Origin of the sequence: Polynucleobacter sp. AM-25C3 (assembly GCF_018882335.1) — a bacterium.
In the GTDB taxonomy this organism is placed as follows: domain Bacteria; phylum Pseudomonadota; class Gammaproteobacteria; order Burkholderiales; family Burkholderiaceae; genus Polynucleobacter.
In genome coordinates this window covers 63719-82360 of sequence record NZ_JACVOS010000004.1, presented here as the reverse complement: position 1 = coordinate 82360, position 18642 = coordinate 63719, and the positions used below count along the sequence as shown (strand labels likewise).

Sequence of the window (18642 nt, the reverse complement as noted above, 5' to 3'; positions counted from 1 at the left end):
CAGTATGTTTGTTGGCCCTTAATTTGCTAAGACAGAAATCCGCCCAATATTGATGGATGAGTTCTGGGGGATTGCCTTGCCTATTCGCTCAAGAGCTAATTACCTAAAGGGAATTATCCGAATATATTGGACATATCGAGTATTTTTCATGAATTAAGGCGGTCGATATGGTTACCCTACAAGATATTAAATTTGCCAAACAAAGTGGTAGATTAATTCGCAAAGCTAGAGAACGGCAGGGGCATAGATTGGCTGTACTCGCTAGCGCTTGCAGTTTGTCTTTAGGTCAATTGGTGGCAATTGAAGACGGTAATTTTTATGCATTTCATAATGACCAAAATGCATTCAAACATGCATCTCATCTCTATGCGCATCAACTGGGATTAGATCTCGATAGGATGGGTTCTGAAGTCACGGCCTCAAAAGACCCATTGGCAGACAGTGATTCGGGTACTTTTATCCCCCATTTCCTGATGGCAAAAGCATAAGTAGCCGTCAATAAAAAAGGCACCCCAGGGTGCCTTAGTTTTATCAAAAGAGGAAATTAATCTCGATTGCCGCCAGCAATGCCGAGTAATGCCAGCAGGTTGGTAAAGACGTTATAGACATCTAGGTAGATGGCTAAAGTAGCCATGATGTAGTTGGTCTCACCGCCGTTGATGATGCGCTGAACATCTACCAAGATAAAGGCAGAGAAGATTGCGATAGCTAATATCATCACAGTTAACATCAGGGCGGGCAATTGCAACCAGATATTTGCCAATGAGGCAACGATCAAGAGCAGTACACCTACCATCAACCATTTACCCATGCCAGCAAAATCACTTTTGCTCACAGTAGCGATTGTTGCCATCACAGCAAAAATTGCAGCAGTTCCACCAAAGGCCAACATGATTAATGTAGCGCCGTTGCTATAGCTGTTTAGTGTGTAACCCACTAAGCCAGACATCATGATGCCCATAAAGAAGGTAAAGCCTAAAAGCAATAGAACGCCTAAGCCGGTGTCCTTGTTTTTCTCAATCGCCCAGAAAAAACCAAAAGCAATCGCCATAAAGACGATGAAGCCCATAAAAGGGTTGCTTGCCATAAAGTTCAGGCCGAAGGCAACGCCAAGCCATGCGCCAATGACAGTAGGCACCATCGAGAGCGCCAACAGGGCGTAGGTATTGCGCAGCACGCGGTTGCGTACCTGAGGGGTGCTAATCGAGCCAGTCTGCCCAAAGCCGTAAGAGTTAAGATCACTCATATTGACTCCTTTTTTTCATAATTAATACACGAGCCCACAAGGGGCTGTTGACAGTAAGTATAGACAAAATAGGGTAATTTCAAGCCCCCCATGAAAAGAACTACAGATTAAAGGGTTATGCCCTGTAAATTCAATAGCTTAGCCTTGCTCGGATCAGGGTAAATACGGTCAGCCGATGTATAATTCGGGGGTCGCTGAATTCCTGGTGCGCTGTAGGTGGTAGGGGAGTAATACCCTAAAAGACCCCTTTTGCGCCATTTCAGCCTAAATCTTTGAAATCACTACTGGAGTTTTACATGGCTATCGAACGCACCCTTTCTATTATCAAACCTGATGCTGTAGCAAAAAACGTGATCGGCAAGATCTATGACCGTTTCGAATCCGCTGGTTTGAAGATTGTTGCGTCCAGAATGGCGCATTTGTCACAAGCTGAAGCTGAGCAGTTCTATGCTGTTCACGCTGCTCGTCCTTTCTTCAAAGACTTGGTGAGCTTCATGATTTCTGGTCCTGTGATGATTCAGGTATTGGAGGGCGAAGGCGCTATTGCTAAGAACCGCGATTTGATGGGCGCTACCGATCCTAAGAAAGCTGACGCTGGCACGATTCGTGCTGACTTCGCTGATAGCATCGACGCTAACGCTGTTCATGGTTCTGACGCTCCTGAAACTGCTGCTGTTGAAGTTGCATTCTTCTTCGCTGGCATGAACGTTTTCAATCGTTAATCAACGATTGTTAACGAACAAGCTATTTAAAATATAAGTAGGCGCATTGACCTCCCCGCGCGTAAATCTCTTAGATTTTGACGCTGACCAAATGGCAGCGTATGTCGCGGGGTTGAATGAAAAGCCCTTTAGGGCAAAGCAACTCATGCAGTGGATACACCAACGCGGTGTATCCGACATCAATGACATGAGTGACTTAGCAAAAAGCTTTAGAGCAACCCTGCTCGATAAAGCAGAAGTCCTTTCTCTCCCGGTAATTAAAGACGAGCACGCAGCAGATGGCACACGCAAGTGGTTGCTGGACGTTGGCGCCGGCAATGCTGTGGAGTCGGTATTTATTCCTGAAGATGGCCGTGGCACCCTGTGCATTTCCTCGCAGGCTGGTTGTGCAGTTAATTGCCGTTTTTGCTCCACAGGGCATCAAGGCTTTTCACGCAACCTCACCGCTGGTGAAATTATTGGCCAATTGTGGTTTGCGGAACATTTGCTACGTAACGATCCCAATGCGGTCCGTCGTATCGAGCAATATCCAACTCCGGGCTGGGAGCATACCGGTCGCGTGATCTCTAATGTCGTGTTGATGGGTATGGGCGAGCCATTACTGAACTATGACAATGTGGTCACTGCTTTACGCTTAATGCTCGATGACAGAGCCTACGGTTTATCTCGTCGTCGCGTAACCGTATCAACTTCTGGTGTCGTGCCCATGATTGATCGCTTGGCGCAAGATTGTCCGGTTGCATTGGCTGTGTCATTGCATGCGCCAAACGATAAGTTGCGCGATCAGCTTGTACCGCTGAATCTGAAATACCCTTTAAGAGAATTAATGGCTGCGTGCGAACGTTACCTGCCATTTGCTCCAAGGGATTTCTTGACCTTTGAATATTGCATGCTCGATGGTGTGAATGACTCTGACATTCAGGCAAAAGAACTCGTACGCTTATTGGCTAACATCAAGTGCAAAGTAAACCTCATTCCATTTAATCCATTCCCAGAGTCTGGATTAAAGCGTTCATCAGCGCAACGCATTCATGCCTTTGCGAGCATTTTGTTAGATGCTGGCATGGTGGCAACAGTACGAAAAACTCGCGGTGATGATATCGCCGCAGCCTGCGGACAATTAGCAGGTGATGTCGTAGATCGTACGAGAGTTCGTGAGCGCGCTGTACATGACAATCAAATCAAGCTCGATCAACATGAAGATGCAGAAGATGGCGAGGATGTCGATGAAGATGAAGAAGAGCAAGAATATCAAGCCGAGCACCCAGTGCAATGGCTCAAACGATTAGACGACTGATTGAATTAAACAAGTCCCATGAGTAATTCATCTAACCCGCTTCCAAAGTTACCTTTAGGTCCAGAGCCTAAGCGTGCAACGCGTCAGGCAACTGTCGCCTGGAAGACCAACATCATTACGATTGGTGGCGATGCGCCAGTGCGCGTTCAGTCCATGACCAATACCGATACAGCGGATGCAGTCGGTACCGCGATTCAGGTAAAAGAGTTGGCTCGCGCTGGCTCGGAAATGGTTCGTATTACTGTGGATACTCCAGCAGCTGCCCAAGCAGTGCCCTACATTCGTGAGCAGTTAGATAGGATGGATGTCTTGGTGCCTTTGATTGGCGACTTTCATTACAACGGTCACACCTTATTAAATGACTACCCAGAGTGCGCGAAGGCTTTATCGAAGTACCGCATTAATCCAGGGAATGTAGGTAAGGGTGCTAAACGCGACCCACAGTTTGCGCAGATGATTGAAGCGGCTTGCAAATATGACAAGCCGATTCGGATTGGTGTGAACTGGGGAAGCTTGGATCAAGACTTGCTCGCTAGCATTATGGATAGCAATGCGGCATTACCCATTCCTAAGACTGCACAAGAAGTGATGATTGAGGCATTGATTCAGTCGGCATTGCAGTCAGCAGAAAAAGCAGTGGAGTTCGGCATGAACCCCAATCAAATTTTGCTATCTTGCAAAGTCAGCAATGTACAAGATTTAGTGGCTGTCTATCGCGATCTCTCGCGTCGCTCAGATTACCCATTGCATTTGGGTTTAACTGAAGCTGGCATGGGCAGCAAAGGCATTGTTTCCTCAACAGCAGCAATGGGCATCTTGTTGCAAGAGGGCATTGGCGACACGATTCGAGTGTCTTTAACGCCTGACCCTGGCGCACCACGCGAGAACGAGATTATTGTTGCGCAAGAGATTTTACAAACCATGGGTTTACGGAATTTCACGCCCATGGTGATTGCTTGTCCAGGTTGCGGAAGAACTACCAGCACGACCTTCCAAGAATTGGCTGCCAATATTCAGTCATATCTGCGCCAACAAATGCCGGTATGGAAAAAAACCCACCCTGGCGTTGAAGCGATGAATGTCGCTGTCATGGGCTGTATTGTCAATGGCCCCGGCGAGAGCAAGCACGCTAATATTGGTATTTCTTTGCCAGGTACCGGCGAGACGCCAGCAGCGCCTGTATTTGTTGATGGTGTGAAAGTAAAGACTTTGCGCGGTGACAATATTGCCCAAGAGTTTCAGGTGATTGTGGATGAGTATGTGAATCAGAATTACGCCCCGAAGTCAAAATAGAGCAAAAGCTAAAACAAAGAACAAGAACAATAAAGAAATACAAAACAAGCGCAAATCATGACAGACCAGATAAACCCAGCTAAAGCACAAAAGATTCAGAAAATTAATGGCGTTCGCGGCATGAATGATCTCTTGCCAGCTGATGCTGCGCAGTGGGCTCATCTCGAGCATGTCTTGCGTGATCTGACTCGTGCCTATGGGTATGAATTTCTACGCACCCCGATTGTGGAGGCGACTGCAGTATTCCAGCGCGGTATTGGTGAGGTCACCGATATTGTTGAAAAGGAAATGTATTCCTTTGAAGACCGCCTCAATGGTGAGCAACTCACATTGCGCCCTGAAGGCACTGCAGCCGTAGTTCGCTCTGTAGTTGAAAATAATTTGCTATATGAAGGACCAAAGCGTCTTTGGTATACCGGCCCGATGTTCCGCCATGAGCGCCCACAGCGCGGTCGCTATCGTCAGTTCCACCAATTTGGTATTGAGGCAATGGGCTTTGCTGGTCCGGATATCGATGCTGAAATCATTTTGATGGGTCAACGCCTGTGGGATGAGCTCGGCCTTCAAGGTGTGCGTTTAGAGATTAATTCTTTGGGGCAGGCCAATGAGCGCGCAGAGCATCGCGCAGCCTTGGTGACTTATTTCGAGAAGAACCAAGAGCAGTTGGATGAAGATTCACAACGTCGTTTGTTGACTAATCCTTTGCGTATCTTGGATTCTAAAAACCCCGCCATGCAGGATTTGATCGAGGGCGCACCAAAACTACTGGATTTCTTGGGCGAAGAGTCGCTGAAGCATTTCGAGGCGGTGCAGGGTCTCCTCAAGGCAAATAACATTCCTTGCAAGATTAATCCCCGTTTAGTTCGTGGCTTGGATTATTACAACTTGACCGTATTTGAGTGGATTACTGAGGAATTGGGTGCCCAGGGCACGATTGCTGGTGGCGGACGTTACGACCCACTCATCGAGCGTATGGGCGGTAAAGCAGCTCCAGCTTGTGGTTGGGCTATGGGTATGGAGCGCGTCCTGGAGTTAATGAAGGTTTCTGGTTCTTTGCCAGAACCACAGGCTGGGTGCGATGCCTTTGTAATTCATCAGGGTGGCGAAACCTTGACTGCGGCGATGATCATTGCCGAGCGCCTGCGTAGTGCGGGCATTGATGTCATCCTGTTTTGCCCTCCAGATGGCCAAACGGCTAGCTTTAAGTCTCAGATGAAGAAGGCCGATGCCAGCGGGGCGACCTATGCTGTCATTATTGGGCCGGATGAATTGGCCAAGAATGAGGCTCAACTCAAGGATTTACGTGGTAGCGGTGAACAGAAGGCGGTAGCCCTAGATGGCGTGGTGGATGCAGTAATTGATGCCATAGTTGGCGCCACCGAATAGAATTAAGAGATTAATTATTAATACTGTATTTATTAGCTTGGATTGACATGCCTTTAGACCTAGAAGAACAAGAACAATTAGATCAACTTAAAGCATTCTGGCAAAAATATCGCAACCTCATCACTGGTGTGTTGACTGCTGCTTTATTTGCTTATGCTGCCTATAGTGGTTTTCAATGGTGGCGCACTAGCCAAGCGGCAGCCGCTTCCCAGTTGTACGAGACGATGGTGGCCGCGATTAACAAAGGCGACAAGGATCAAATCTTACGTGCTGCTGACGATTTACAAATGCAATTCTCGAGTACGCCGTATGCAGCAATGTCTAGCCTGGTGGCTGCCAAGATCGCCTCTGATGCAGGTGATTCAAGCAAGGCAATAGACTATTTGCGTTGGGCCGCCAAGAATGCATCCGATCAAGGCTATTTAGCTTTGGCTAAGTTGCGTTTGGTCACCCAATTAATAGAGCAGGGCGCAGAAAAAGATTTTGCAGAAGCCGATGCTATTCTGAAAGAAAAGCCAGTAGCTGGGTTTGAAGCTTTGTGGTTAGAACGTCGTGGTGATTGGTATTTGGCGCAAAAGAATACTGCTGAGGCTCGCAAGAGTTACGAGGCTGCTTGGAGTCAGCTTAATCAAGCAAAAGAATTCCCGGAAGAGGCACGTCGTCTCTTGAAAGTTAAATTAGATGCCGTCGGAGGAGTAGCTCAGTGATGATGGATTGCAAACGTGTAGCAAAACTAGCAAGCGCAGCTGTAGTGCTGGGCTTTGTTGTAGTGGCATTAACTGCCTGTTCCGGTGGCTCACGTGTACGCAAGCCTGCTGAGCTTGTCCCTGTCAGCAATCAATTTGACTTGGCCCCGGTTTGGTCGACAAGCGTTGGTTCTTCTGAATCTTTTAATTTCCATCCTGCTGTAGCTGGTGATGCAGTGTATGCCGCATCACATCGTGGCAATCTAGCTAAAATTGATTTAATCACTGGTAATAAGGTTTGGGAAGTCTCTGTGCCGGATCGCCTCTCTATTGGCCCAGGATCGGACGGACGTACTACTGCAGTCGTTACGACTAAAGGCACCGTTTACGCCTATGACGATACCGGCAAGCCTATCTGGAATGTCAGTGTTGGCAGCGAAGTGTTGTCTGAGCCGGTAGTTGCTGGTGGTGTAGTCGTTATTCGGGCATTGGACAACCGCTTTATTGGTTTTGATGCGCAAACCGGCGTTCGTAAGTGGACCTATCAACGACAACAGTCTGCATTGTCATTGCGCGTAGGCTACGGCATGCTTGCCATTGGCAATGAAGTAATTGTGACTGGATTTGCTGGCGGCCGCTTTGGCATGATTGCGATTGCCAATGGTGGCCTAGTGTGGGAGACGCCTGTTTCTTTTCCTAAGGGCTTCTCTGAGATCGAGCGCTTAAACGATGTGACTGCAAAGCCGAGCATGGAAGGCGAGATCATCTGTGCTGTTTCCTATCAAGGTCGAGTAGGTTGTGGCCAAGCCCGTACTGGTAATTTATTGTGGTTCAAGGATTACTCAAGCTTCACTGGCACAGCGCAAAGCCCCGACTTGGTTTTCTCTTCCAATGAAAGATCTTATGTAACCGCATTTGCTGTCAAAGATGGCTCGCAAGTTTGGGAAAATACTCAACTGACATTTAGAGATGTTGGCGAGCCAATGGCAGTCGGTAAGGTATTACTCGTAGGTGATGCGCAAGGTTATGTGCATGCACTTTCACAAGCGAATGGTGAAATGCTGGCACGCATTCGTCATGACAGTAGTCCAATCACAGCCGCACCGATTGCGGTGAGTGGCCTCATCTTGATTCAATCTCAAGGTGGAAAACTAGCGGCGTACAGTCCAAAATGAATCCAGTAATCACTATTGTCGGTCGTCCAAACGTTGGTAAATCGACACTCTTTAATCGCTTAACGCGTTCACGCGATGCTTTAGTTGCTGACTTCTCAGGCCTGACTCGCGACCGTCACTACGGCAAGGGTCGTATTGGTGAGCGCGCCTTTATTTGCGTTGACACTGGTGGTTTTGAGCCAGTAGCAAAGACCGGCATCGTTGCCGAAATGGCAAAGCAAACTAAGCAAGCCGTTGCAGAGTCAGACATCATTATTTTCTTGGTAGATGGCCGCTTGGGTATGGCGCCACAGGACCGGGTGATTGCGGATTTCTTGCGCAAGACCGGTAGACCAGTGATCTTGGCGGTAAACAAAACCGAAGGTATGCAGGCAGGCATTGTGACTGCAGACTTCCATGAGCTCGGCTTAGGTGAGCCATTCCCGATTTCATCGGCGCATGGCGATGGTGTGCGTGGCTTGCTTGATGATGCATTGGATTCTTTAGGCGTTCCTGAGCCTGAGCCAGAAGAGCTGGAGAATGATCCCAATCGCCCAATGAAAATTGCGGTAGTAGGTCGTCCTAACGTGGGTAAATCGACTCTGATCAATAAATTGATTGGTGAAGAGCGGGTGATTGCATTTGATATGCCTGGTACAACGCGCGATGCGATTGAGGTTCCATTTGAGCGTAATGGCAAGCCCTATATCTTGATTGATACAGCAGGTTTACGTCGCCGCGGAAAAGTATTTGAAGCGATCGAGAAATTCTCAGTTGTTAAAACCTTGCAAGCGATTGCCGATTGCAATGTCGTGATCCTGATGCTCGATGCTCAGCAAGATATTTCTGAGCAAGATGCGCACATTGCAGGATTCATTGTCGAAGCAGGGCGTGCCTTAGTTGTCGCTGTGAACAAGTGGGATGGTCTTGATTCCTACGTTAAAGAACGCGCCCGTTTGGAGATTGCGCAAAAACTACGCTTCTTGGATTTTGCAAATGTGCATCCGATCTCTGCCAAAAAAGGTACTGGCTTAAAAGAACTCTTTAAAGACGTTGATCTGGCTTACGCTGCCGCGATGGCCAAACTACCAACACCAAAACTGACTCGCATCTTGCAAGAGGCGATTGAGCATCAACAGCCTAAGCGTGTGGGTATGGGTCGTCCAAAACTGCGCTATGCCCACCAGGGTGGTATGAATCCTCCTATTGTGGTGATCCATGGAACATCCTTAAGTGGAGTGACTGATAGCTATAAGCGCTACCTAGAAGGCCGCTTTAGAGAAGTCTTCAAGTTGCGTGGTACCCCATTACGAATTCAGATGAATACTGCCAAAAACCCCTACGTTGATGCGGACAAGGGAAAAAAAGGCAAAAAGTAGTAAAAACAGTTAAAACAGCGTTACAGTTTTAGATGTGCTGAAGGTAAAGGGCTTGATTTTCTTAAATCAGGCCCCTTATGTTAGATGTAGTTAGCAATTGATTAATTAATAACAAAAGCAAGACTCCCAAAATATAAAAAGCGTATAAAAAAACCAATAAGGAGCGGTATGAATAACAGCAAAATCCAATTACTACAGGACCCTTTCCTCAATGCCTTGCGCAAAGAGCATGTTCCTGTCTCCATCTATCTTGTGAACGGCATTAAGTTGCAAGGCAATATTGAATCTTTTGATCAATACGTTGTCCTCTTGCGCAATACCGTGACCCAGATGGTCTATAAACACGCCATTTCTACGATCGTTCCTGCTCGTGCAGTGGAGTTCCGTACGGAAGAAGTTAGCTCTGTATAAAACAGGTGTAGATGCGGCGCGCGCCGTCCTGGTTGGAGTGGATACAGGGCGCGAGGATTTTGCGGATAGCATGGCAGAACTCAGTCTTTTGGCTGATAGCGCCGGCTCTATACCCACAGCTAGTGTTATTGCGCGCAAGGGTAAAACAGATCCCGCTTTATTCATTGGATCGGGCAAGGCCAACGAAGTCAAAAAAGTGATGGAAGAGCAGGGTGCCGAATTGGCCATCTTCAACCATCCGCTTTCCCCAACCCAGCAACGCAATCTTGAGCGCCATATTGGCTTTCATGTGATGGATCGCACGGGTCTGATTTTGGATATCTTTAGTCAAAGAGCGCAAAGTCATATTGGTAAAACTCAAGTGGAATTAGCTCAAGTGCGTTATCGCATGTCTAGACTGGTTCGTGCTTGGAGTCACTTAGAGCGTCAACGAGGCGGTATTGGTGTTCGCGGCGGCCCTGGTGAAACCCAGATGGAGCTCGATAGACGCATGTTGGCTACTAAAGCCAAGCGTTTAGAAAATGAGCTAGAAAAGCTCCAGCGCCAGCAAAGAACTCAAAGAAGAGCCAGAAACCGTAAAGATGTTTTCTCGGTTTCTTTAGTGGGGTACACCAATGCGGGTAAATCCACCCTGTTTAATTCCCTTACCAAAGCAGGGGCATATGCGGCAGATCAGTTATTCGCGACCCTGGACACTACCTCTCGCAAGGTCCACTTGGACGGGGTGGGGTCGATTGTGGTCTCCGATACTGTGGGTTTCATCAGAGAATTACCTCACCAGCTAGTAGAGGCCTTTAGAGCGACTTTGGACGAAACCATTCATGCTGACCTGATTTTGCATGTCATTGATGCCTGTAGCCCAGTTGCCCGCGAGCAAAAAGCCGAAGTTGAGGCTGTTTTGCGGGAAATCGGGGCTGATGACATCCCCCGAATAGAGGTCATGAACAAAATTGACCAGATGCCCCAGACCTTTACGGAAGGCGCGGTCCTGGTGCGCGATTCTGAGGGAATTCCGAACGAGGTTTTCCTCTCCGCCAAGACTGGCTTGGGCCTCGATTTATTGCGCTTGGCCCTCGCTGAATGCTCCCAAATGACTGATAGAATAAGGGTCGAGCAGAATCGTGCCAAGGTCCAAATGGCCCCAGACGAGTTTTTAGCTCCTTTACCCGAACGACCAGAGACTTCTGAATTTAATCCGATTCCTAACCGAAAATATTCACCAAACGATGCGTAAATTTCTCGAACTGTTTTCGGTCAATGATCCAGGCTGGGGCAATAGCCACCCAGGTAGTGGATCTAAAGATGCCAAAGATGGGCAGGCAGGCTCACAAACTCCTCAAGCGGATTCAAATAATCCTGAAGCTGAGAAGCCGGTAGAAGTTCAGCCAAAAAATCCGCAACCTGCTAAGCCAGACGGCCCTCCTGATTTGGATGAGTTGTGGCGCGACTTTAATGATCGTTTGAGTGGCATTTTCGGCGGCAAGAAAAAGCCAGGTGGATCACCCAGCAAGCCAGCGAACAAGCCAAGCAGTACCGATATTCCTCCACCATCCCAGCGTGGCAATGGTGGTGGTAACAATGGCGGCGGCGGTGGCATGAGTGCACCCAACTTCAACTTCACCAATCCTTTTGGCTCTAAAGCCACAGTGATATTGGCTGCTGGTGGCGTGGTACTGATTTGGATTCTTAGTGGCTTTTACATCATTCAAGAGGGTCAGTCCGGTGTGGTCACTACATTTGGTAAGTACTCTTTCACTGCAGGCCCTGGTATTAATTGGCGCATGCCTTGGCCGGTACAGGCTGAGCAAGTTGTCAATGTTTCAGGAGTGCGTTCTGTAGAAGTTGGTCGCTCAGTTTTGATTAAGGCAACCAATCAAAAAGATACTTCCATGCTTACTGAGGATGAAAATATCATTGACGTGCGTTTCGCAGTTCAGTACCGCCTAAAAGATCCAACGGATTATTTATTTAATAATCGCGATCCTGATACAACTGTAGTGCAAGCCGCAGAAACTGCAGTACGTGAAATTGTGGCGCGTAGCAAGATGGACACTGTTTTGTATGAAGGTCGTGAAAAGATTGCGATTGATTTAGCTGCCTCGATACAGAAAATTCTAGATAGTTATAAGACTGGTATCTATGTCACTAGTGTGACCGTGCAAAATGTTCAGCCACCAGAGCAAGTGCAAGCAGCATTTGATGATGCTGTAAAAGCAGGACAAGACCAGGAGCGCCTCAAGAGTGAAGGTCAAGCATATGCTAATGACATCATTCCACGCGCGAAGGGTACGGCTGATCGACTCATTCAAGAGGCTGAGGGTTACAAGTCTAGAGTTGTTGCGACAGCGGAAGGCGATGCGAACCGCTTCAAGCAAGTCTTGACTGAGTATGCAAAAGCGCCTGGCGTAACTCGTGATCGTATGTATATTGATAGCATGCGTGAGATGTACAACAATGTTTCCAAAGTGTTGGTGGACACTACCAAGAGTAATAGCATGCTCTATCTACCTCTGGATAAGATCATTGCGCAAGTGAGTGCAGAAAGCGCGCAAGTTGCTACTGGTCAGGTAGCAACTTCTACACCCACTGGATCTGTGACGGTAGGGGGTGCGACAGGTAATCCAGCAGCCCCATTCAGTAACAACACAGTTAACCCAAGTCCTGCCAATACTCAAAACACGGGTGCTTCCGATAAACGCGACGGTCTGAGAAACCGCGATAGAGGGGATGCAAGATAATGAATGCAAATCGTCTCTTAGCTGGTATTGCTGGATTAATTGCTCTTGCTTATATTTTGGCATCCAGTATTTTTATTGTTGATCAGCGCAACTTTGCTGTGGTCTTTGCTTTTGGTCAGATCGTTCGAGTGATTGAGCAGCCTGGCCTGCAATTGAAATACCCAGCACCTTTTGAAAATGTACGCTTCTTTGATCGTCGTATTTTGACAATTGATACCCCCGAGGCAGAACGTTTTATTACCTCTGAGAAGAAAAATCTCTTGGTCGACTCTTACGTTAAATGGCGTATTGTTGATCCCCGTAAGTTCTTTGTCAGCTTTAAGGGTGATGAGCGTTTAGCGCAAGATCGCCTGACACAGTTAGTACGCTCAGCATTGAATGAAGAGTTCACTAAACGGACCGTCAGGGAGATCATCTCAGATCAACGCGAACAAGTAATGCAGGGTATTCGTAAAAAAGTAGCTGATGATGCATCAGACATTGGTGTTGAAATTGTCGACGTCCGTCTCAAGCGCGTAGACCTATTGGCTGAAATTAGTGATTCTGTCTACCGCCGCATGGAAGCAGAGCGTAAACGCGTCGCCAATGAGCTACGTTCTACTGGTGCTGCAGAATCTGACAAGATTCGAGCAAATGCCGAGCGTCAGCGCGACACAATTTTGGCTGAAGCCTATCGTGAAGCGCAGAAGATCAAGGGCTCTGGCGATGCCAAAGCTACCGCTCTATATGCTGAAGCATTTGGACGTGATCCGCAGTTTGCACAGTTCTACCAAAGCCTTCAGGCTTACCGCAGCTCTTTCAAGGATAAGAAAGATGTCATGGTGGTTGAGCCTAATGGTGAGTTCTTCAAGTTCTTGCACAAAAAAAATTGAGAGTGAATATTTCAGATCATGAATCGTTGGTTACTTCCTGAAGATATTGCTGATGTTTTACCAGCCGAGGCTCGTAAGGTAGAGACTCTGCGTCGTGCCATCTTGGATTTGTATCAGTCTTACGGTTATGAGCTTGTTGCACCCCCCATTTTGGAGTTCTTGGATTCATTGCTAACGGGCACTGGCTCTGATCTGAATTTGCAAACATTCAAATTGGTCGATCAGCTATCTGGCCGCACCCTAGGTCTACGCGCTGACATGACGCCGCAAGTTGCTCGTATTGACGCGCACTTACTCAATCGTGAAGGCGTTACTCGTCTTTGCTATGCAGGGTCTATCGCGCATGCTCGCACCCCAGTGGGTAGCTCAGCTCGTGAAGAGCTGCAACTTGGCGCAGAGATTTACGGCTGCGCTACATGGGAAGCGGATTTTGAAGCAATCTCTTTGCTATTAAAGACCCTGAGTGTTGCTGGCTTAAACAAAGTCTATTTGGATCTCTCCCATGCTGGCGTGCTTGAAGGCATTCTGGATGGTCAAGCGATTGCAAAGGGCGATATTGAAGCGCTTTATAGCTTATTGCAAAGCAAGGATCGTCCACGCTTAGCTATTTGGGCTAAATGCCTTCCTGCAAAATCTGCAGAAGCACTCATGGCTCTGACTGAATTAAACGGCCCCTGTGCGCAAGTATTAGCTAAGGCTAAAAAGGCTTTGCCAAAACATAAGCTGATTGATAGCGCTTTGGCTCAATTAGAAATGCTCATCTCTGCTACTGCAGCACTTTCAAGGGATGTTGAATTGAGCATTGATCTGGCGGATTTGCGCGGGTATCAGTATCACAGCGGTGTCATGTTTGCAGCCTATGTCGATAAGTTGCCCCAGCCAATTGCTCGCGGTGGTAGATATGATCATGTTGGTCAAGCGTTTGGACGTCCTCGTCCTGCCACTGGCTTTTCAATGGATTTATTGACCCTGGCTAACCTTGCGCCTTTGGCTCAAAGAAAGCCTGCCATTGTTGCGCCATGGATTGATGATGCTGTTTTGGCAAGCAAGATTGCTGAACTCCGCCAAGCCGGCGAAGTGGTTATTCAGGCAATGACTGGCGATGCTGTAGAAACCGCTGAATATCTTTGTGATCGTGAGCTAGTGAAGCAGGGCAGCTCATGGGAAGTGAAAAAGAAATAAAAGAAACTGATACCGTATTTAATAACAAACTAATTCTGTAATTACCTTTTGGATTTTATTATGTCTTCAAAGCAACAAGCTTCTGGTCGTAACGTCGTTGTCATTGGTACCCAGTGGGGTGACGAGGGCAAGGGAAAAGTGGTTGATTGGTTAACTGACCATGCTCAAGCAGTCGTGCGTTTTCAGGGTGGACATAATGCAGGTCATACTCTGATCATTGGCGATAAGAAGACTATTTTGCGCTTGATCCCATCTGGCATCATGCATCAGAATGTCATTTGCTACATTGGTAACGGCGTCGTACTTTCCCCGGAAGCGCTCTTTAAAGAAATTGGCGAACTAGAGGCTGCAGGATTGGATGTTCAATCCCGCTTGAAGATTTCTGAAGCAACAACATTGATCCTCCCTTATCACGTGGCGATTGATCATGCGCGTGAAAAGAAACGTGGCGACGCTAAGATCGGTACAACTGGTCGCGGTATTGGACCTGCCTACGAAGATAAGGTGGCTCGTCGCGCCTTACGTGTGCAAGATTTGTTCTATCCAGAAAAGTTTGCCACTCAATTGCGTGAGAACTTGGAATATCACAATTTCATGCTCACGAATTACTATGGTGCAGAGCCAGTGGATTTCCAAAAGACTTTGGAAGAGGCGATGTCCTATGCAGCGCGCATCAAGCCAATGGTGGTCGATGTCTCCAGCGCTCTTTATGCTGCAGAACAAGCAGGTCAAAACTTATTGTTTGAAGGCGCTCAAGGTACTTTGCTAGATATCGATCATGGTACTTATCCTTATGTCACCTCTAGCAACTGCGTAGCAGGTAATGCAGCAGCAGGATCTGGTGTTGGCCCTGATTCTTTGCAGTACATTTTGGGCATTACTAAGGCTTATTGCACTCGTGTTGGCGCAGGTCCATTCCCCAGTGAGTTATATGACTTTGATAACCCAGCTAAGCAAGATCCGATTGGCATCCGCTTGGCTGAAGTCGGCAAAGAGTTCGGCTCTGTTACTGGCCGTCCACGCCGTACAGGTTGGTTAGATGCCGCTGCACTGAAGCGCTCGATTCAGATTAATGGACTGTCTGGCTTGTGTATCACCAAGTTAGATGTTCTTGATGGTTTCGAAACCATTCGCCTGTGTGTTGGCTACAACTTAGATGGACAGAAATTAGATGTATTGCCGCGTGGCGCTGAAGCTGTTGCGCATTGTGAACCAATTTATGAGGATTTCCCGGGTTGGAAGGGAACGACTTTTGGTATTCGTGAATGGGACAAACTCCCAATAGAGGCACAGAAGTTCCTGCGTCGTATCGAAGAAGTTGCAGGAAAGCCGATCGCTATGGTCTCAACAGGACCAGAACGCGATGAAACGATTCTTCTACAACATCCATTCAAGGGTTAATAGAGCTTTACTAGTTAACTTTTGTACATTTAATTTACATATGTTTTGAGGTTCAGAAATGACTGCACGTACACAATGTAGTAGCCTACAAGTGGCTACGCCGCTATATCGCTTTATTGAAGACAAAGTGCTGCCTGGTACAGGCATTAACAGCACTGACTTTTGGAAGGGTTTTGATGAAATCGTTAAAGACCTTGGTCCAAAAAATGAGGCATTGCTAGCTAAACGCGATCGCCTGCAATTGGATTTAGATCGGTGGCATCAAGCTAATCCTGGTCCGATTAAAGATATGCCTGCTTACCGCAAGCACCTCAAAGAAATTGGTTATTTAGATGAAGTTCCAGGTCAGGTTCTGGGCACTACTAAAAACGTTGATGATGAGTTGGCGCTTCAAGCTGGCCCACAATTAGTGGTTCCAGTTCTCAATGCACGATATGCATTGAACGCGGCGAATGCACGTTGGGGTTCTTTGTATGACGCGCTGTACGGTACGGATGTTATTTCTGAAGAAGACGGCGCTACTAAGGTGGGTGGATATAACCCCATTCGTGGTGCCAAGGTAGTTGCTTTTGCCCGCAAGTTCTTAGACCAATCGGCGCCACTAGCTAAAGGCTCGCATGCCGATGCTACCGCTTACACGGTCGATGGCAACAAATTGGTAGTGAGCCTGAACGATGGTAGCAAAACAGGTCTTGCTGATGAGAAGCAGTTTGTTGGCTACCAAGGCGATGCTTCTGCACCGTCCTCAGTACTCCTGCGTAATAACGGTGTGCACATCGATATTGAAATCAATAAGAGTAAAACCATTGGCTCTAGTGATGCAGCTGGAGTAAATGATGTCATTCTCGAAGCGGCACTTTCAACCATTTTGGATTTGGAAGACTCTATTGCTGCGGTTGATGGCGACGATAAAGTAGTTGCTTATGAAAACTGGTTGGGCATTCTCAAAGGCACATTAGTTGAAGAAGTTAACAAAGGTGGCAAAACTTTTACTCGTACATTAAATCCAGATCGCCAGTACAAAGCGGGGATCGGTGCAGCGAATGCGAAAGATGGCGTTGTGACATTACATGGCCGTTCTTTGCTATTCCTTCGCAACGTTGGTCATTTGATGACGAACCCAGCCATCATTACTGGTGATGGTAAAGAAATTTATGAAGGTATCTTGGATGCGGTAGTGACTGTATTGATTGCCTTGCATGACATTAATCGTCCTGCCACTCAGGCTATTGGCAACACCCGTAAGGGCTCTGTTTATATTGTGAAGCCAAAAATGCATAGCCCTGAAGAGGTTGCATTTGCTGGCGAGCTCTTTGGTCGCGTTGAAAAATTGCTTGGTCTACCTGCCGATACAGTGAAGTTAGGCATCATGGACGAAGAGCGTCGCATGAGTGCAAATATCAAAGCAGCGATTGCTGCTGCAGGTGCCCGCGTTGCCTTCATTAATACTGGTTTCTTAGATCGCACTGGCGATGAAATGCATACTGCAATGCATGCAGGCCCAATGATGCGCAAGGGTGATATGAAAACCAGCAAGTGGTTATCTGCTTACGAGCGTCGTAATGTTCTCGCTGGCTTAGATTGTGGCTTGCGAGGCCGCGCTCAAATTGGTAAGGGTATGTGGGCAATGCCAGATTTGATGAAGGCCATGCTGGAGCAAAAGATCGTTCATCCTAAAGCAGGTGCAAATACTGCTTGGGTGCCATCACCAACAGCTGCGACATTGCATGCCTTGCATTACCATCAAGTGAACGTAGCTCAACTACAAAAAGAGATGGAGCAATTAGATACCGCTGCAGAAGCAGAGGCCTTGATTGATGATTTGTTGACTATTCCGGTGGTTGAAAAAGCCAACTGGTCTAAGGAAGAGATTGCCCAAGAATTGGATAACAACTGCCAAGGTATATTGGGCTATGTGGTTCGCTGGATTGATCAAGGGGTTGGTTGCTCTAAGGTGCCAGATATTCATAACGTAGGCCTGATGGAAGACCGTGCGACCTTGCGCATTTCTAGTCAGCACATTGCCAACTGGTTACTTCATGGCATCGTTACAGAAGCTCAAGTCAACGAGACAATGCAGCGCATGGCTAAGGTGGTTGATGGTCAGAATGCTGGCGACCCACTGTACAAGCCCATGATGCCGAATTTCAAAGACTCCTATGCCTTTAAAGCAGCTAGTGACTTGATTTTTAAAGGTCTAGAGCAGCCCAATGGCTATACCGAGCCTTTGTTACACGCATGGCGCTTGGAAGTTAAAAAGGCGCATGCTTAAGTTCGCCTCAAGTTAACTTCAAAAATGAAATGGATTTGTCGAAAGGCAAGTCCATTTTTTCTTATCCCATCCGACCCAGTTAACAATATCGCCATCCCTTGTTTAGTTTTTTAAATCCCTTCGCAAGATCTGCCACCTCACAAGCTCAGGCGCTTGGCTTTCGTCTTAATGATGGGGGCAGGGAAGCTGCGGGTTTTAAAGGTGGGGCTGGAGACTGCGTTGTCCGGGCCATTGCCATTGCTGCTCAAGTACCTTATCTGCAGGTGTATGAAGAGCTCCGTGCGGCTAATGCAGCTTATGCAGATCTGCGTAATGACAAGTTAGCTCGAAGGCTCAATGCAAAGGGTGCGTCTCCGCGTAATGGCAATCACCGCAATGTCTTTCATGACTACATCGTGGGTCACGGATTTGAGTGGGTTCCGACAATGAAAATTGGAGCTGGGTGTCAGGTTCATTTGCTAGCCAATGAGCTACCGACAGGAGCCTTAATTGTGAAGGTTTCCAAACACTTAACTGCGGTTATCGATGGAGTTATTCAAGATACTCACAATCCCTCTCGGGGTGGAACGCGTTGCGTCTATGGCTATTACATTAAGCGCTAGA

General features: G+C 47.5%; 17 protein-coding genes. 16 read left to right on the top strand and 1 reads right to left on the bottom strand.

The genetic code is table 11. The features are described from left to right. Positions 1-167: 167 nt before the first annotated feature. Positions 168-488: a helix-turn-helix domain-containing protein gene (locus tag ICN12_RS03705; RefSeq protein WP_216270692.1), complete on the top strand. Its 321-nt coding sequence runs from the start codon at positions 168-170 to the stop codon at positions 486-488. A gap of 56 nt (positions 489-544) precedes the next feature. Here ICN12_RS03705 and ICN12_RS03700 read toward each other — a convergent pair whose 3' ends face one another. Next, positions 545-1246, bottom strand: coding sequence for a Bax inhibitor-1 family protein (locus ICN12_RS03700; protein ID WP_216270691.1), 702 nt, complete (start codon positions 1244-1246; stop codon positions 545-547). Between the two features lie 296 nt (positions 1247-1542). On the opposite strand from ICN12_RS03700, the gene ndk reads away from it, so the two are divergent. The 15 genes from ndk (at position 1543) to ICN12_RS03625 (ending at position 18641) form a co-directional block, all read left to right on the top strand. Continuing rightward, positions 1543-1968, top strand: coding sequence for a nucleoside-diphosphate kinase (gene ndk / locus ICN12_RS03695; protein ID WP_015421250.1), 426 nt, complete (start codon positions 1543-1545; stop codon positions 1966-1968). 91 nt (positions 1969-2059) lie between these two features. Beyond that, entirely contained in the window at positions 2060-3265 is a 1206-nt protein-coding gene (gene rlmN, locus ICN12_RS03690; protein ID WP_370624936.1) for a dual-specificity RNA methyltransferase RlmN, read from the top strand. A gap of 18 nt (positions 3266-3283) precedes the next feature. Next, positions 3284-4558, top strand: a complete 1275-nt coding sequence (ispG, locus tag ICN12_RS03685; protein WP_216270690.1) for a flavodoxin-dependent (E)-4-hydroxy-3-methylbut-2-enyl-diphosphate synthase — start codon at positions 3284-3286, stop codon at positions 4556-4558. A gap of 57 nt (positions 4559-4615) precedes the next feature. Further along, on the top strand, positions 4616-5944 hold the full coding sequence (gene hisS / locus ICN12_RS03680; protein WP_216270689.1) for a histidine--tRNA ligase: 1329 nt from the start codon (positions 4616-4618) through the stop codon (positions 5942-5944). Between the two features lie 47 nt (positions 5945-5991). Next, positions 5992-6651 (top strand): YfgM family protein, encoded by a 660-nt coding sequence (locus tag ICN12_RS03675; RefSeq protein WP_216270688.1) that lies wholly within the window; start codon positions 5992-5994, stop codon positions 6649-6651. Continuing rightward, positions 6651-7805, top strand: coding sequence for an outer membrane protein assembly factor BamB (gene bamB / locus ICN12_RS03670; protein WP_216270687.1), 1155 nt, complete (start codon positions 6651-6653; stop codon positions 7803-7805). The genes ICN12_RS03675 and bamB overlap by 1 nt, the downstream gene beginning before the upstream one ends. After that, entirely contained in the window at positions 7802-9163 is a 1362-nt protein-coding gene (der, locus tag ICN12_RS03665; protein WP_216270686.1) for a ribosome biogenesis GTPase Der, read from the top strand. The genes bamB and der overlap by 4 nt, the downstream gene beginning before the upstream one ends. Positions 9164-9331: 168 nt before the next feature. Beyond that, positions 9332-9574 carry an RNA chaperone Hfq gene (hfq, locus tag ICN12_RS03660; RefSeq protein WP_114653200.1) on the top strand — a complete coding sequence of 81 codons (243 nt, stop codon included), beginning with the start codon at positions 9332-9334 and terminating at the stop codon, positions 9572-9574. Beyond that, entirely contained in the window at positions 9534-10808 is a 1275-nt protein-coding gene (hflX, locus tag ICN12_RS03655; RefSeq protein WP_370624930.1) for a GTPase HflX, read from the top strand. Before hfq ends, hflX begins: the two co-directional genes overlap by 41 nt. Continuing rightward, complete coding sequence (gene hflK, locus ICN12_RS03650; RefSeq protein WP_216270685.1) at positions 10801-12312, top strand: FtsH protease activity modulator HflK; 1512 nt, start codon at positions 10801-10803, stop codon at positions 12310-12312. The genes hflX and hflK overlap by 8 nt, the downstream gene beginning before the upstream one ends. Next, complete coding sequence (gene hflC / locus ICN12_RS03645; RefSeq protein WP_216270684.1) at positions 12312-13184, top strand: protease modulator HflC; 873 nt, start codon at positions 12312-12314, stop codon at positions 13182-13184. The genes hflK and hflC overlap by 1 nt, the downstream gene beginning before the upstream one ends. Positions 13185-13202: 18 nt before the next feature. Further along, entirely contained in the window at positions 13203-14366 is a 1164-nt protein-coding gene (locus ICN12_RS03640) for an ATP phosphoribosyltransferase regulatory subunit (RefSeq protein WP_216270683.1), read from the top strand. Between the two features lie 60 nt (positions 14367-14426). Continuing rightward, positions 14427-15767 carry an adenylosuccinate synthase gene (locus ICN12_RS03635; RefSeq protein ID WP_216270682.1) on the top strand — a complete coding sequence of 447 codons (1341 nt, stop codon included), beginning with the start codon at positions 14427-14429 and terminating at the stop codon, positions 15765-15767. Positions 15768-15825: 58 nt separating this feature from the next. After that, positions 15826-18039 carry a malate synthase G gene (locus tag ICN12_RS03630; protein WP_216270681.1) on the top strand — a complete coding sequence of 738 codons (2214 nt, stop codon included), beginning with the start codon at positions 15826-15828 and terminating at the stop codon, positions 18037-18039. 98 nt (positions 18040-18137) lie between these two features. Further along, positions 18138-18641, top strand: coding sequence for a hypothetical protein (locus ICN12_RS03625; RefSeq protein WP_216270680.1), 504 nt, complete (start codon positions 18138-18140; stop codon positions 18639-18641). The last annotated feature ends 1 nt before the right edge of the window (position 18642 follow it).

Bases quoted from the DNA above. Each gene is read 5' to 3' on its own strand.
- ICN12_RS03630 (WP_216270681.1), top strand. From the start codon at position 15,826: ATGACTGCACGTACACAATGTAGTAGCCTACAAGTGGCTACGCCGCTA.
- ICN12_RS03675 (WP_216270688.1), top strand. From the start codon at position 5,992: ATGCCTTTAGACCTAGAAGAACAAGAACAATTAGATCAACTTAAAGCA.
- ICN12_RS03640 (WP_216270683.1), top strand. From the start codon at position 13,203: ATGAATCGTTGGTTACTTCCTGAAGATATTGCTGATGTTTTACCAGCC.
- hfq (WP_114653200.1), top strand. From the start codon at position 9,332: ATGAATAACAGCAAAATCCAATTACTACAGGACCCTTTCCTCAATGCC.
- der (WP_216270686.1), top strand. From the start codon at position 7,802: ATGAATCCAGTAATCACTATTGTCGGTCGTCCAAACGTTGGTAAATCG.
- ispG (WP_216270690.1), top strand. From the start codon at position 3,284: ATGAGTAATTCATCTAACCCGCTTCCAAAGTTACCTTTAGGTCCAGAG.
- ICN12_RS03700 (WP_216270691.1), bottom strand. From the start codon at position 1,246: ATGAGTGATCTTAACTCTTACGGCTTTGGGCAGACTGGCTCGATTAGC.
- hflC (WP_216270684.1), top strand. From the start codon at position 12,312: ATGAATGCAAATCGTCTCTTAGCTGGTATTGCTGGATTAATTGCTCTT.
- hisS (WP_216270689.1), top strand. From the start codon at position 4,616: ATGACAGACCAGATAAACCCAGCTAAAGCACAAAAGATTCAGAAAATT.
- ICN12_RS03635 (WP_216270682.1), top strand. From the start codon at position 14,427: ATGTCTTCAAAGCAACAAGCTTCTGGTCGTAACGTCGTTGTCATTGGT.
- ndk (WP_015421250.1), top strand. From the start codon at position 1,543: ATGGCTATCGAACGCACCCTTTCTATTATCAAACCTGATGCTGTAGCA.
- bamB (WP_216270687.1), top strand. From the start codon at position 6,651: ATGATGGATTGCAAACGTGTAGCAAAACTAGCAAGCGCAGCTGTAGTG.
- hflK (WP_216270685.1), top strand. From the start codon at position 10,801: ATGCGTAAATTTCTCGAACTGTTTTCGGTCAATGATCCAGGCTGGGGC.
- ICN12_RS03705 (WP_216270692.1), top strand. From the start codon at position 168: ATGGTTACCCTACAAGATATTAAATTTGCCAAACAAAGTGGTAGATTA.
- rlmN (WP_370624936.1), top strand. From the start codon at position 2,060: ATGGCAGCGTATGTCGCGGGGTTGAATGAAAAGCCCTTTAGGGCAAAG.